The sequence below is a fragment of the Pedobacter sp. SL55 genome (assembly GCF_026625705.1).
Lineage (GTDB): Bacteria > Bacteroidota > Bacteroidia > Sphingobacteriales > Sphingobacteriaceae > Pedobacter.
In genome coordinates, this window is the sequence record NZ_CP113059.1 from 26,246 (window position 1) to 42,010 (window position 15,765).

General features: G+C 37.5%; 12 protein-coding genes. 8 read left to right on the forward strand and 4 right to left on the reverse strand.

What is annotated here, in order from left to right:
• Window positions 1-118 precede the first annotated feature (118 nt).
• The 4 genes from OVA16_RS00115 (at window position 119) to OVA16_RS00130 (ending at window position 5,710) form a co-directional block, all read left to right on the forward strand.
• Complete coding sequence (locus OVA16_RS00115) at window positions 119-2,122, forward strand: DUF7619 domain-containing protein (RefSeq protein ID WP_267762824.1); 2,004 nt, start codon at window positions 119-121, stop codon at window positions 2,120-2,122.
• Window positions 2,123-2,156: 34 nt separating this feature from the next.
• Complete coding sequence (locus OVA16_RS00120) at window positions 2,157-2,858, forward strand: REP-associated tyrosine transposase (protein WP_267762825.1); 702 nt, start codon at window positions 2,157-2,159, stop codon at window positions 2,856-2,858.
• Window positions 2,859-3,081: 223 nt separating this feature from the next.
• Window positions 3,082-5,289, forward strand: coding sequence for a CHAT domain-containing protein (locus OVA16_RS00125; protein ID WP_267762826.1), 2,208 nt, complete (start codon window positions 3,082-3,084; stop codon window positions 5,287-5,289).
• Window positions 5,234-5,710 (forward strand): CHAT domain-containing protein, encoded by a 477-nt coding sequence (locus OVA16_RS00130; protein WP_267762827.1) that lies wholly within the window; start codon window positions 5,234-5,236, stop codon window positions 5,708-5,710. Before OVA16_RS00125 ends, OVA16_RS00130 begins: the two co-directional genes overlap by 56 nt.
• Here OVA16_RS00130 and OVA16_RS00135 read toward each other — a convergent pair.
• The 4 genes from OVA16_RS00135 to OVA16_RS00150 all read right to left on the reverse strand — a co-directional run bounded on the left by OVA16_RS00135 (window position 5,693) and on the right by OVA16_RS00150 (window position 12,033).
• Window positions 5,693-6,283: a hypothetical protein gene (locus tag OVA16_RS00135; protein ID WP_267762829.1), complete on the reverse strand. Its 591-nt coding sequence runs from the start codon at window positions 6,281-6,283 to the stop codon at window positions 5,693-5,695. The two genes, OVA16_RS00130 and OVA16_RS00135, sit on opposite strands and share 18 nt — an antisense overlap.
• Before the next feature lie 205 nt (window positions 6,284-6,488).
• Window positions 6,489-8,456: a 1,4-alpha-glucan branching protein GlgB gene (glgB, locus tag OVA16_RS00140; RefSeq protein ID WP_267762830.1), complete on the reverse strand. Its 1,968-nt coding sequence runs from the start codon at window positions 8,454-8,456 to the stop codon at window positions 6,489-6,491.
• Window positions 8,457-8,489: 33 nt separating this feature from the next.
• Window positions 8,490-9,146: an ATP-binding cassette domain-containing protein gene (locus tag OVA16_RS00145; RefSeq protein ID WP_267762832.1), complete on the reverse strand. Its 657-nt coding sequence runs from the start codon at window positions 9,144-9,146 to the stop codon at window positions 8,490-8,492.
• A gap of 415 nt (window positions 9,147-9,561) precedes the next feature.
• A complete protein-coding gene (locus OVA16_RS00150; RefSeq protein WP_267762833.1) occupies window positions 9,562-12,033 on the reverse strand; it encodes a glycoside hydrolase family 31 protein in 2,472 nt (823 codons plus the stop codon).
• A gap of 486 nt (window positions 12,034-12,519) precedes the next feature.
• Between OVA16_RS00150 and fic the strand changes: the two genes are divergently transcribed.
• The 4 genes from fic (at window position 12,520) to OVA16_RS00170 (ending at window position 15,703) form a co-directional block, all read left to right on the forward strand.
• On the forward strand, window positions 12,520-13,077 hold the full coding sequence (gene fic, locus OVA16_RS00155; protein WP_267762835.1) for a protein adenylyltransferase Fic: 558 nt from the start codon (window positions 12,520-12,522) through the stop codon (window positions 13,075-13,077).
• A 23-nt stretch (window positions 13,078-13,100) separates the two neighbouring features.
• Complete coding sequence (locus OVA16_RS00160) at window positions 13,101-13,634, forward strand: hypothetical protein (protein ID WP_267762837.1); 534 nt, start codon at window positions 13,101-13,103, stop codon at window positions 13,632-13,634.
• Between the two features lie 183 nt (window positions 13,635-13,817).
• Window positions 13,818-14,447 carry an ABC transporter ATP-binding protein gene (locus OVA16_RS00165; RefSeq protein WP_267762838.1) on the forward strand — a complete coding sequence of 210 codons (630 nt, stop codon included), beginning with the start codon at window positions 13,818-13,820 and terminating at the stop codon, window positions 14,445-14,447.
• Entirely contained in the window at window positions 14,444-15,703 is a 1,260-nt protein-coding gene (locus OVA16_RS00170) for an ABC transporter permease (protein WP_267762839.1), read from the forward strand. Before OVA16_RS00165 ends, OVA16_RS00170 begins: the two co-directional genes overlap by 4 nt.
• Window positions 15,704-15,765 lie beyond the last annotated feature (62 nt).

Consider the following 15,765-nt stretch of genomic DNA (forward strand, 5'->3'; position numbering starts at 1 on the left):
CATAGACACATAGGAGAGTGTAAACCATTATTTCTAATTCTGATTTTCTCATTTGGAAAAAACTATGTGCCTATGTGCTAAAAAAGTTGTAGAAATATTTCCTTATATTTATTTAGCCATGACCAAATTACTAACCTCCATATTATGCTGTTTTTGCTTAACGGCGGCTTTAAAAGCGCAGGTATTGCCTAGTGATACCGTACCGGCAATTATCCGTTATGAAACAGCAAACGGAGTTACCAAATTTACTAGCGAGTTACGACCATTAAGAGCAATTGCAGGTGCTCCAGCGCCTTTCTACACTTATTTTTGGGAGTTTGGCGATGGTGGCTTTAGTTTCGAGGAAAATCCATCACATATCTATACCAGATACGATTCGATTATGGTGCGTTTGTTTGCCACCAACAACTATGACGATGGCAAACGGCCCCCAACCCGACCAAAGCCTATTGTAAGGCCACTGGGGCCAAAACCTGCGGTAGCCAAGCCAATGCTTGCTGCCAATGGTAGCTCTAATTTGTTTAAAATGGGCGGCAATATAGAAATGAAAACCAATTGTATGCCCAAACCTGGCGATGATATGATGCTGGTTTTTGGTTATCGTAATAAAGTAGAAAATGGGCAACAGAACTTAAACGGCACCATTGCCATTCTATATAACGATGTGGAGTTTAGCAATAATAATTTCGAATTGGCAGCAGCAAGAACTTATCACCATGAAAAAAAATCAGATTTAAAACCGCTCCTGAATACTGCTTACCTAAGCAGACAGCAAAAGCCAATTTATTATGCTTCGTTAGGCGGTGGCTTAAGTTTATCCTCGGCAGAAAAAATATTATTGAAAGACCAAGCCAAGGCTTTTAAAAATCAGCAGAGCTGGAAGTTTGAAAACCTAAAACAAAACGAAGAACGTTTCGTTTTTATGCACTTTAAAACTACACCAGAAATGTTGAAAGACACCAATGCGGTAGTACGTATTTCGGGCGCTTTTATTCCAGATAATCCTTTGGTAGAAACTGAGTTTTTTAACTTAGAATTACAAATTGTTGCTTCTCACGATCCAAACAAAATGGTATTGCGCAAGAGCAGAATGAACTATCGTTTAACTGGAAAAAACAGAGAACTTACCTATAAAGTACGCTTCCAAAATACAGGCAAAGGGCCTGCAAAAAAAATTGATGTAGGCGTTAATATTGCTGAAGTTTTTGATCCAACAATGTTAAAAGTTACCAAAACAAAACCCGAAGTAATTACCTGCGATTCGGCTTATGCCAACCAAAGCTGTTTAAAAACTTTCTTTAGGGCAGATAGTGTCCATTTTGTGTTTAGCAATATTTACCTACCCGGAATGCAGCAAAAAGGAGTTAACGATGCAGACTCTACCCAAGGTTTTGTAGAATATAAAATCAGATTTAAAGAGAAACCTCCGAAACTGCCCATCAAAAGCGGAGCAGCAATTGTCTTTGATAAAAATGAACCTATCTATACCAACAGAGCTGCTGGCAGATTTAAAATGGGTCTTTCGCCTGGCGTAATTGTAGGTTATGGTTTTCCTTTCGAGACTAATAACAACAATTACCTCAACCATAAAAATGTGGCTTTGGGCGCTACGCTATCGCCTTATGCATCGCATCGTTACTATTGGCAGGTAGAACTTTACTTCAATTCTTTTAATGAGACAACTTATCGAGTACCCATTGCAACAGAAGTAAGGAAAGATACAGTAATTAATAATGTAGCTTACCAAATTATGGATAAGCAGCTTTTTAAAACCACCAAAGTGGCTACCATTAATGCCGTTCCGCTACAAATGCGCTACAATATTAATAAGTATGTTGGCGTTGGTGCAGGTGCTTTGGTGGCCTTGGATATGTATAACAGAACCTCTAGCGAATTACGTTACAAATTGAGAACGCAAAACGCGTCGGGTACGGTAACAGATGTAGATTTAAACCGAGCGATGGAAGATTTAAAAGATAGCTTTTCGGAAGTTCGGGTATCTTTCTTTGCTGATGTACAACTGGGCTTGGTGCGTGTTGGACCTGCCTTGGGCTTTAGGTATATTTATGACCCAAAAACCAACAACAACCGCATGACGACTTATGTAAGCTGGAAGTTTTAAGTTTTACGTGATAAATTAGGTAAGCATTAACCCTTTGGTTGGTGTTATCACCAACCAACAGCCTATTATTCCAAATGAAAAGCAATATCTACTATCGTGGCTGGCGATAACACCGAACCACGGGCAAATAACAACTTCAGAATTAACCGTCAAAGCTCAACAAACCCTTTGGTTGTTGTTATTACCAACCAATCCAAATCCAACCAATCCAATCAGTAATCTTATGAAAGGTAACATTGAATTCTTTACTGCCACTTGTTTAAACTGGCAAAATCTTTTGGAAGCTGAAACACATAAAAAAATCGTGCTAGCAAGTCTAAAGTTTCTAGTAGAAGAAAATAGGATATGGCTTTACGCCTACGTGATCATGCCCAATCATATCCATCTACTTTGGCGTAAACAAGATCTCTGGATAGAAAATAGTATTGCTCAGAACTTCTTGAAATACACCGCCCAACAAATAAAGTTTAATTTATTGGCCAACAATCCGCAAGAGTTAGTTAAATACAAAAGCTCTCAAGCAGATAGGCAGTATCATTTTTGGGAAAGAAGACCTCATCAAGCAACTATGAACAATAGAAATATCGTAGAACAGAAATTAAACTACATACATCAAAATCCAGTTAAGAAGGGCTTATGTCTATCGAATTTAGATTATCCATATTCTTCTGCAAACTTCTATGAAGGGAGAGGTAATGATATGCTATTAACTCATTATATGGATCACATTTGGTAGAAAGAGTGGTTGGTGATAACACCAAACCACAGGCAAACCCACAATGACTGAATTACTACGAACCTTTGGTTGGTAGTATCAATAACCCAAACAAATGACAACCTACTTAAGCTGGAAGTTTTAAGTTTTACGTGATAAATTGTAGGTTTGGGCTAGTAACTGGAATTTACTCAACTGAAAACCTATGCCCTGCCGATACTTAAAATATGTATGCTTACTGCTCTTGCTTTTACAAAGCAGTTTAGTAATAGCGCAGGGCGATGATTTGCAAACCAAATTAAAAAGCTTTAAGGCAAATAATGATCTTACCAATTGGATTTACGAGCAGCTAGATTACGCCAACGAAAATCCTCAAACGGCAACCGAAAACATTCTTAAAATTCAGAAAGAGCGTTGGCGGAATGCCAAAACCGACGAAGAACGTTTTGCTTGGCTAAACCTACTGAGCACTTTGGCTTACTACCAGTTATTAGACGGCAATATTTTTGGCTCCATCAGTTCTTATGAAAATGCCCTCAGCTTTTTTCGAAAACATAAAATATTAGATTATGATGTTGTAGAGTACATCTACAAACCTTTAGGGAATAACTACACCCGACTTGGCGACTATGAACGAGCCTTGTTCATCCAAAAACAGAGTATAGAATTTCAGCATTCTTACAGCGAAGACAAAAACAAAACCGCGGCCATTTATTGTAATATGGCTATTTCCTACCGCTCAATGGGCAAATTAGAAGATGCTTATAAAGCAATTGAAAGTGGACTAGAATTAAAATCCGATAATTTTAATCGTATAATGCTAAATAACGTTTATGCCGATGTATTATACGATGATGGCAATTACAAAAAAGCAGCAACAGTTATAGAAAGTAACATTAGTAAACAGAAGGCCAGCAATGCCGAAAATGCCTATTGGCTAATGAGCTCGTACACTACTGCCGGTAATATCTATTTAAAGCAGCAACAAATTACAAAAGCTGGTGTTTTTTATGCAAAAGCGTTGCAGTTGCTAGCTCATTATTATCCTCATGGCAGAATACGTGAACGAGCCAACCTTTATACTCAAATTGGGGCAACCTATTTGACACAAAACAAAACAAACGAGGCCATTAGCTATGCGCAAAAAACATTAAAAACACTGGGCATTAACACTACACAAAATATTTATGGCGATAATAAGTTAGTAGAAGTTTTTATGCTGTTAGCAAAAGCTCATCTGCAATTAAAACAGTCCGAAAAAGCACTGCAGAATATCAATTTAAGTCTACTTTCTGCAGATAAAATTAGAAATGAATTTGCCGCAGATAAAACTAAGGAGCGATTACAAGACTACCTTAAACAAATTGTAGAGCAAGGAATTGAAATCAGCTATCAACTTTACGAGCAAACCAAAGACAAGAAGTATTTACAACAGATTTTAACTTTAGCAGAGCAGAGCAAAAGCCGAACCTTGCTAGATCAAATGCAGCGAAATCAACAATCGGTTTCGAACAATATCAAAAACGATAGTCTTTTCCTTAAAAAGCAACAACTGGAACGTAACATCAGCTTTTTAGAAAAACAAGCAATAGAAGAACCTAATCAACACGCTACCGAAAACATCGAAAGCTTAAAGTACGACTTGGCTTTGGTAAACAAAACGCTATCTAAAAAATATCAATACTTAAATTTTGAGGATTACCAAACCCCTATTCAAATTCAAAAACTGCCCAATCATCGGTTTATCGAATACTTTATCGGAGAAAAAGACGTGTACATCATTAATATTTATCAGCATAAAATAGAAAACGTAATCAAATTACCCCAGGCAGAGAAAATAAAATCAGACCTACGAAATTTCGTACAAACGTATTTTCATAGTGGTGCTAATGCCATGCTGAACAATCCGAAAGCCTTTTTTAAGGCCTCTCATGATATTTATCAATTCATATTAGCGCCAATAAAGCTTAAGCCATATGAACAGTTAACCATTATACCCGACGGGATTTTAGGTTATCTCTCTTTTGATGGTCTAATTACCCAAAACAACTATACCGAAAATATCGGCAAATGGCCATTTTTAATTAAAAACCATACTATAGATTACGCTTTTTCTATTCAAACACTACTTACAGAAAAGAAAGCAACAACATCAAACACTTTTTCTGGTTTATTTATTACGCATAGCGAAGGCAATAAAACTCAATTAAACGCCATTACCACCGAAGCCGGTTTAATTAAGAAGTACGTTGCGGGCAATTTTTTATTTGACAATGAAGTAAACCCAAAATCTTTTGAGCAATTATTTACCAAGAGCAAAGTAATGCACATTGGTACCCATGCTTATTTAACCGGAGTAAACCACGAACCAACCTTAGATTTTGGCAAAGAAAAAAATGTATTTGTTCGAGCTTTCGGCCAAGCAAAGTGCACCTTCTCTGGTAGTGCTTAGTGCTTGCCAAACAGCAGATGGCATATTGGCCAATGGAGAAGGAATTATTAGTTTATCAAGAGGTTTTAATGCCATTGGCACCACTGCAACCATTGCCAGCTTGTGGAATGTAAATGATAATGCTGCTGCACAAATTATGGCAGGTTTCTATCAATCACTCGAAAAAAATAAAAATGCCAGCGAAGCACTTAGACAAGCCAAACTAAATTGGCTTAGCACGGCTAAAACCAGTAATGCCATGCTTCTTCCGTATTATTGGGACAGTTTAATTTATATGGGTAAAAACCAAGAAATTGAATTACAAAAACCCATTAACTGGCTAGAAAAACCATTCTTAGCTATTTATTGTGTACTCTTGCTGGCATCTATTTTCGCTATTAGAAAAGTAAAACTTGCAAAAAGACTATTGCCTAACGGTTAAATTTTCCAATTTTGCTAAAATTTCTTGCGATTGATTATAGTAAATGGTGTTTTTGGGCACTTTTACGAGCCAACTCTTGCTCTCCGCATTCTTTTCTTCCTTCAAAAAAATAAGTGATAAAAGATAAGCTGCCTCCGCTTTGCTATTGCCATCATTACTGGCATAAATTGGATACAATACTTTTTTGGCAATTTCTAAATTATCATTAGCGATTAAAACCATAGCGTATTTTTTTGCTAAGCTCAGTTTATTTTTATTGTTGAGATACAATTTAGAAACGAGTTGCGCAGCAGCATCATAGTTTCCCTGCTTAAAATAGGTTGCAGCCTGCTTAAACTCTAACGCAGGTTCTTCGGCTAACTTTGCAACTATAAAACGATGATCAATCTGGTAAAGTTCGTAAAGATTAGGCCTCCAAGATAGCCAAGCTAATGAACCAACTGCAACTACGAGAAGAAGCTTTGCAACAGCATTTGTCAAAAATGCTTTTAGCTTTACAACTATGGTAGCTTTTAAAGTATTGTGCCCAACTCCCGAAGACGCATCGGTCTTTGGAAAAGCAAAGGTGTTCATAAGTTTTTCTATAGGTTAATGTACCTACAGCAAAAACCGTTTCAATTTTAACCAAATCTCTATTTTTTTTAGCCAGCTAAAAATTATTAGGCTTAACAGTACAAAAAAGCACGTTCATTTATTTTAACAAAAGCTTGCTAAAACATGAAAGTGCATTTATTTACTCAAGTAGCGCAAAACCTTGCCCACCCCATTATTTACAGACTTACCGTACTCTCTTTAAAATAGTTACGCCTAACGGAGGCAGATTAATCAAGATAGATTGCTCCTGATGCTGATGTGCAACACTTTCGGTAGATTTAGATTCTAGGTTTAACTGGTTGCTTCCATAAAATTCTCCAGCATCCGAATTAAAAATCTCTCTCCACTTACCTTTTACCGGAATACCAATTCTATAATTTTCGCGAAATACCGGAGTTAAGTTAATGGCAATAACTAAGGTATCTTTTGCTTTGTCGGCTTTCCGTTGAAAAACATAAACAGACTGATCGGCATCATCGGCCTCTTGCCATTCGAAACCTTGGTAAGAGAAATTATAATGATATAAGGCAGGTTCTGATTTAAGCAATTCATTAAGTGCCTTTACTGTTCTCGACATTCCTTTGTGCGGTGCGTGTTCCAGTAAATCCCAGTTTAGCGATTGTAGGCAGTTCCATTCAGAAGTTTGTGCAAATTCATCGCCCATAAAAAGCAATTTAGCGCCAGGATGTACCCACATATAAGTATACAACGCTCTTAAATTCGCAAATTTTTGCCATTCATCGCCAGGCATTTTATAAATCATTGGCGATTTGCCATGCACCACTTCATCATGCGATAGCGGCAGCATGAAGTTTTCGGTAAAGGCATAAGTCATGCTAAAAGTTAGCTGATGATGATGGTGTTTTCGGCCAATTGGGTCAACCTTAAAATACTTCAGCGTATCGTTCATCCAGCCCATCATCCATTTCATGCCAAAACCCAAACCGCCAGCATAAACTGGGCGGGTTACACCATCATAAATACTACTTTCTTCGGCAATAGTTTGTATGCCTTTAAAGTTTCCATACAACGCTTCGTTCATATCTTTCAAGAACTTTACCGCCCCTAAATTTTCGGTACCACCGTATTCGTTAGTGCCATATTCGCCTTCGCTCCTACTAAAATCAAAGTACAACATAGAAGCTACGGCATCTACACGCAAACCATCTAAATGGTATTTATCGAGCCAAAACATGGCATTGCTGATTAAAAAAGAGCGCACCTCGTTTCTATCGTAGTTAAAAATGTAAGATTTCCAATCGGGATGAAAACCCTTGCGCATATCAGAGTGTTCATACAAATGCGTACCATCGAAATGATATAAACCATTGGCATCGCCTGGGAAATGCGATGGCACCCAATCTAAAATTACGGCAATGTTATTTTTATGGAACTCCTCAATGAGCAACATTAAATCTTGCGGAGAACCGTGACGGGAACTTGCGGCATAATAGCCCGTAACCTGATATCCCCAAGATGGATAGTAAGGATATTCCATTACGGGCAAAAACTCTACGTGGGTAAAGCCCATTTCTACCACATATGGCACAAGCGTTTTAGCAATTTCGCCGTAGCTTAATACCCTTTCTGGATTGGATGGGTCGCGTTGCCAAGAACCTAAATGCACTTCATAAACCGAAATAGGCTGGTCTAGCGCATTTTTCTTCTCCCTTTTGTTCATCCACGCTTTGTCTTTCCATTGGTATTCGGTATCCCAAACTACCGATGCTTTTTGTGGTGGATGCTCGGCATGCAAAGCATAAGGATCGCTTTTTTCTAAATCTTCGCCGTTAAAACCTTTGATATAATATTTATAAACTTCGCCCTTTTTAAGGTTTGGAATAAAACCTTCCCAAATTCCTGATTCATCCCAACGGTTATACAACAAATGACTTTCTCTATTCCAACCGTTAAAGTTGGCCATTACACAAACCTTTTGTGCATTGGGTGCCCAAACTGCAAAATAAACGCCTTCTATACCATTCACTTTGCACAGATGCGCTCCCATTTTTTCATAAAGCTTAAAGTGCTTTCCTAAAAGAAACAAAGAAATATCGAAATCGGTTAATAGCGTATGTTGCCAAACTGCAGATTGATACTGATTAAAGGCAGTTGCTTTAGGTTTAATGGTTTTTGTGGTTCGCTTGGCCATAATTGGTCGTTTGCTGTAAGATAGAAATTTATTTTAATGAAAATTGGGCAAGTAGCAATGTAATTGCAAATCTTCTAAATTATTGATATTGTAATTGCAACCGTTATGAAGTAGTATTGTTCTAGATGCATAATTCAGTACGTGTTGGTAATAATGATCGGTAATTACGAAGCCCTTGTAAGACAACATCGCATTAATGTTTGTTTTGATTTCTTCAATTAATAAAGGAGACAACTGAGAAAAAGGTTCGTCGAGCAGCACATATTTAGCATCACTATAAATCATCAGCAAAGCTTCTGCTAACCGTCTATATCCGCCAGAAAGGTTACCTATTTTCTCATGTAAGTTATCTCGAAAAACAGGCAATTTGAGCAGTAAATCTTGATATTTATTGGTGTAGAGCTTAACCGCAGTACCTAATTTTAAATAATGAGGGATAAAAAATGATTGCGATAAGTAAGCGAAGTCTCCAGTAAGAAAGCCTTTTGCAGCTATTTTATCATCTACCCTTAAATGTTTGTAGTGAGGTTTGATAGTGCCAAAGATGATTTTTAACAAAGTAGATTTGCCGCAGCCGTTTCTACCTAAAACACCAACCACTTCACCTAAGCTACACTTTAAATAGACGTTATTGAGCACAGGCCTATCACCAAAACTATGTTGTACGCTGTCTATAAAAAATTCATCCATAGCCAGCAGAGCATTAATGAGAGAACAAAAAGGCCGAATTCGATGCTAAAGAATGTACCTAAAATACGTCGGTAACTGATGCCTAAATTGTAATAGTAAAAAATACGATAGCTGAAGAATAGCTTTTCGATAGCAACAGTTGTTGCGTAGCCTATCATTTTAAAAGCGAAAGCTAAATTATACAGATTTATTTTATCAAAACCTTTGAGGTAAAACAGGTTTAACCAAAATAAACTTAAGGCAAAGTTTAAAACAAAAACCAACTTGAAATGATGCCAATAAAGAATTTTTAACTTTTGATACATTTCAAATTGGTTTGGTTAATTATGCCGTCATTTCGAGGGAAACGAGAAATCTGTTAGTACAATTATGAAACAGATTTCTCCTAACGTCGAAATGACGGCAAGGGTAATAATTATCCCTTCAAAATATTAATTCTTGAGAAAGTTTTGTTTGACTTAAAGCGTAAAATTCCGCGTTCGTTTACTACGAAATCTTTTACTTCCTTATCGTCTACATATACTTTACCAACCTTAAATGGCAAAGCAATGATACGCAAATCGTAAAGTTCGTAAGTTGGTGTGTACAAACCTTCGATAGTTTGTTCTATGTTAAAGCTGTTTCCATCGCCTTTTACATTGAATTTTTTCTCTAAGTAAATATCCTGCTCGTAAGCAAAAGTATCGCCATGATCTTCGTACATAAACGAGTTCACTTCGTAATCCGAATAATAAACATTCAACCAAACTTCGTCGATATGTTTTTCGCCAACGTATTGCATTACCGGATATTCTGGCATTACCGAACCAGCTCTAACAAATAAAGGCATCGTATCTAGAGGCGTATCTACCACGTATTCGTTTTCGCCGTTTAACAATTCTAAAGTCCAATAGTTAAACCATTTTCCTTTTGGCAAGTATACTCTTCTCGATGATGCGCCTTGCTCCAGTACTGGGCAAACCAATATTTTATCGCCAAAAGTAAACTCATCTTGGCGGTAGTGGTTAGCAATATTTTCTTGCTCTAACATAGCCAACGGGCGCAAAATTGGAAAACCATAACGATGATGCTCCCAGAACACCGAATAAATGTATGGCATTAATTTATAGCGCAGCTCAATAAACTTACGGTTAATCGAAGTAAATGGCTCGCCAAAGCTCCAAGGTTCACGCTCGCGAGTATCGCCAGCAGAGTGTGCACGCATAAATGGAGAAAACACCCCTAACTGTATCCAACGGGTAAACAATTCGCCATCTGGCTCGCCGCTAAAACCACCAATATCGGTACCGCAAAAAGGCACACCAGAAATAGACATACGCTGACATTGAATATTTGCCAATTTCAAGTGCTCCCAAGTTGCTACGTTATCGCCAGTCCAAACCGAAGCATAGCGTTGCATACCCGAATAACCAGCCCTAGTAATGGTAAACGGACGTTTATTGCGTTGCAGTTTCTTCAAACCTTCGTAGGTAGAGCGTACCATTTGCATGCCGTAAACGTTGTGTGCCTTGCGGTGCGAGCCACGGTAGCCATCGTAATTGTGGCGTACATCGTTAGGGAAAGTTCCGGCACCAAACACCGCTGGTTCGTTCATGTCATTCCAAAATCCAGCAACGCCCATATCTACCAATTCTTTGTACAAACCGCCCCACCATTCTCTCACGGTTGGGTTAGTAAAATCTGGAAATTGGCAACGCCCCGGCCAAACATGGCCTTCCATAAAATAGTCATCACTTCTGCGGCAGAAATAATTGTTGTCTTTTCCTTCCTTAAATACCCAATAATTATCATCAACTTTAATTCCTGGATCAATCATCACCACAGTTTTCATCCCTACATCCGCCAGTTCTTTAATCATCTTTTTAGGGTCTGGAAAATATTTCTTGTTCCAAGTAAAGCAACGATAGCCATCCATGTAATCGATATCCAAATAAATGGCATCGCATGGAATATTTTGCGATCTAAACCCATCGACAATTTCTCTTACTTTACTTTCTGGATAGTAGCTCCAACGGCATTGGTGGTACCCAATAGCCCATTTTGGTGGCAATTGGTGGGTTCCGGTTAAAGATTGGTAACGTTTTACCACATCCATCATGTGCGGCCCGTGGATATAATAGTACTGCAACTCGCCTCCATCAGCCCAAAAGCTGGTTTTGCTATTGTCTTGCATTCCAAAATCGAAGTACGACTTAAAAGTATTGTCGAAGAAAATACCGTAAGCCTCGCCCTGGTTTATACCTGTGTAAAATGGAATGGTACGGTATAAAGGGTCTTGGTCCCAACCGTAAGAGTAGGCATCGGTATTCCAATTCTGGAACTTTCTGCCCCGCAAATTCATATTCCCCGATTTATCGCCCAAGCCAAAGAAATTTTCATCAGACTGGCAGTGTTTGGTAGCATACACATAAAAACCGCCAAACTCCGCATTCTCTTCCCAGTGCATTGGCGAGGCATCGCTACTGGTTACAATACCTGTCTTGTTGCATATAAACGAAATCAGAAAATCAGCTTTGCTAACTCTACAAGTAATTGTATTGGTAGCAATTAGATACGCTTCTGTAGTATCTTCTAACTTGAAAATGGTTACTTTTTGATCCACCTGCTCTACGGCATAAGAAAAATCGGCCAAGAAAGTACCATGAGGCGCCAAACGAACCCTGATAATCTCGTCGCTTACCACTCTTACCTCAACCACCGCATCGCCATCAGAGAAATAAAACTTATTGCCTTCTTTTTTAACACTTTTTACCGAAGTAAGGTATTCTTTCTCAATTGGTTTTATATCCGTAACCGGATTATTCAAATGCTGTACAACTTCTTCTTCAAATTGTTCTTTGTTATGTATTTCCGAAATTTCGAAGTCTTTGTTCAGTTCGTCTCCCATATTTTTTATAGTTAAGCTTGTTATAAAACAGCTTATGATTTTAAAATTGTTTTGTTACCTAATAGATGTTAAATGATAGTGTAAATATAAAATAAATGAGATAGAAGCCAAATAAATTATAGTGTGAACTTTACACCAAGTAAGATTAACATTAAAAATGCTCTTTAGATTTATTTTTTTGAAAAGCAGTTTTTGTAGGGCTATTAAAATGTACCCCCGCTTTACGCTACACTCTTTTTGTTGGCATTGCCGTTCATATTTGTCATGTTGAGCTTGTCGAAGCATCTACTTACAACAAACAATCCTTCGACAAGCTCAGGATGACACCTACAAAAAGTATTTTCACTTCAATCGGGTTTGACTAACAAAAAACTGTGCAATTAAGAACCGAACAACCTCTCAAATCGTTTAAGATTATAGCATATTCAACAAACTGATATGCGTATATTTGAATACTAGAAACAAAGCCATCATTATAAAACAGGAATGAAAAACATTGACGAACAAAGCTTAAAAAAAGCCCTTCTTTTATTCGAAAGCGGCGACATCGATCATATTGAAATTGGTACAACCAAAGGTTTACAACAGCTACATAAATATTTGTTTGATGGACTTTATGATTTCGCTGGAAAAATACGCACACAAAACATTTCAAAAGGCGGATTTAGATTTGCTACAGCCTTATATCTAAATGAGATTTTGGCAAAAATTGAACAAATGCCAGAAAACACTTTTGAAGAAATTATTGCCAAATATGTAGAGATGAATATCGCCCATCCGTTTATGGAGGGCAATGGCAGAACCAAGCGCATCTGGCTAGATTTAATCTTAAAAGCTAACTTAAAAAAAGTAGTGAATTGGCAATTTGCAGACAAATTTCTTTACTTACAAGCAATGGAACGCAGCCCAATCAACGATTTAGAATTGAGAACATTACTTTTTCAAAACCTAACCGACGAAGTTGAAAACAGGGAAATTATTTTTAAAGGCATAGAGCAATCGTATTACTACGAAGGGTATAAGAAAGAGGATGATGGTTTGTAGTCCTAAATTCAGCTGCGCTAGATATGGAAAAAGAACTTGAGCAAATATTTGAACTTGAAACAGAATACAAATATGACGAAGCATTTCTAAGATATAAACATCTTTTAAATTCAAATCACATAGATTTTGACATTTGGAAATATTACTATTTTTTTCTTTGGTCAATGCTGGAAGATTTAGATAACGATTTCACAATTCTTAAAAAGTCAAATCTTAAAGAGGAATTAATTAACGAGCTTGAATTTGGACGTAGAAAGTATGTAAATATAGCTGAGTTCAATTTTATTGTTGGTTATACAATTTCAATCTTCCCGTATGAATTTGGAGACTATATCGAATTTGAAAACATCGGGAAAAACTTTTTAAAAGCAGCTAATAAAATGGATACTCAAAATTCACTTTATAGAATGGCAGTTTTAGGAAACACTGAAAACCTTTCGAATGATGAAAGAAACGAATATGAAGAGTTACGGCCAAAAGTTTCTAAACAGATTTCCGAAAACTATTCGGGAAAAGGAATTTTAAATGAATATTACAGAAGTGTATTCATACGTTAACAGCTGCTTTGGATTTGCAATCAGCAATTAATAAAGCCTCGCTGTGCAAGATTTAGGCAGTGGCGACTGCTAATGTTGGCGTCTCCGCCAATGTTTATTAAAACATAGCAGTAGCAAATACTTTACACATCCATTCCTCACTATCCAAGCGCTTATCTTATTTTTGTAGCATACACAAAACAAATGATAGAAATAAAATCTGTTTCACATCAGTATGGCGCTGAGCAAACGATAACCTTTGCCGATTGGCAGGTAAACAATGGCGAGCAATGGCTTTTGCTTGGCCAATCAGGCAGCGGAAAAACGACGCTATTGCACATTTTAACAGGCTTGCTTCAACCTACTGCTGGCGAAATCAAAATTGACGATACTAATTTATATTCACTTTCTTCTAAAAAACTAGACGAATTTAGAGGGCAGCACATTGGTATCGTTTTTCAAAAACCACACTTGATTAAAAGCCTCAACATTACCGAGAACCTAATTTTAGCACAAAGCTTTGCAGGTTTACCTACCGATAAAAATCGCATTGAAGAAGTGCTGGCTTCGTTAGATATGGCTCACAAAAAGAATGCTTATCCGCAAGAGTTAAGCCAAGGGCAATTGCAACGCGTTACCATTGCCAGAGCAGTAATCAACAAACCAACCTTGCTAATTGCCGATGAACCAACTTCAAGCTTAGATGATAAAAATGCGGAAGCCGTTTTGGCTTTACTAAAAGAACAATCGGAATTAAACAAAGCTACTTTGGTAGTTGCTACCCACGACAAAAGAGTAAAAGATGCATTTAATTTAACCTACAGCCTATTATGAGCCCATTAAAATTAAGCTGGAAAAACATTTGGTCGAAGCCGTTAAATACATCGCTAAACATCCTATTAATTGCTTTTGGAACGGCGATTTTAACGGTTCTACTACTAGCATCCACCCAAATAGAAGATAAGTTAGACAAAAACTCGAAAGATATTGACTTGGTAGTTGGTGCAAAAGGCAGCCCTTTGCAACTGATTTTAAGCAGCATTTATTACATCGATTTCCCAACTGGAAATATTCCGATGAAAGAAGCTCAAAAGTTAATGAAAAGTCCTTTCGTAAAACGAGCTGTACCTTTGGCTTTGGGCGATAATTACAATGGTGTACGCATTGTGGGTACCGATAGTAATTACATCAGCCTTTATGGCTTAAAATTACAAAGCGGTAAATTTTGGGAAGCCGATTTAGAGGCCACTATTGGCACCAATGTAGCCAAAGAACAAAACCTAAAAGTTGGCGATACTTTTTTTGGCGGTCATGGTTTAACCGAAATGAAGGATGAGCACACAGACCATGCATACAAAGTGGTTGGAATTTTGGCACCACAGCAGAACGTAACCGACAATTTAATTTTAACGGGTATTAGCAGTGTTTGGAAAATGCATGAAGACACCCCCCATCCCCCTAGAGGGGGAGTTAGCGAGAGCATTCATGAAAACGTTGACCATAAACATCATGCTCACGAAGACGAAGCAGACCACGCTCATGATGAAGACCGTGAATTTACTTCGTTGTTAATTCAATACCGTTCGCCAATGGCAGTAGCCATGTTCCCAATGATGGTAAACCAAACTACCAATATGCAGGCGGCTAGTCCGGCGCAAGAAAGTACCCGTTTGTTTTCTTTAATTGGTGTTGGAGTAGATACTTTGCAATGGTTTGCGGTGTTGATTATGTTTATTGCAGCCATTAGTGTATTCGTAAACTTGTACAATTCCTTAAAAGAAAGAAGTTACGATTTGGCTATCATGCGTACATTGGGTGCATCAAAAGGCAAACTTTTTTCGTTAATCATTTTAGAAGGTTTAATTTTGACCTTCATAGGCACAATTATTGGCATAGCTTTGGGGCATGGTATTTTACAATTGATTGGCAGTTACCAAGAAAGTAGCCAGGCAAAAATGAATGGTTTACTTTTTATAGACGAAGAGATTTATTTATTGGCAGCAGGTTTATTGATTGGAATTGTTGCGGCAATTATACCTGCAATACAGGCCTACAGAGCAGATATATCGAAGATTTTAGCAAAGAATTAAACAAGTAAACTGTCATTGCGAGGCACGAAGCAATCTTACAACACCTAAAATAATTACTTTCG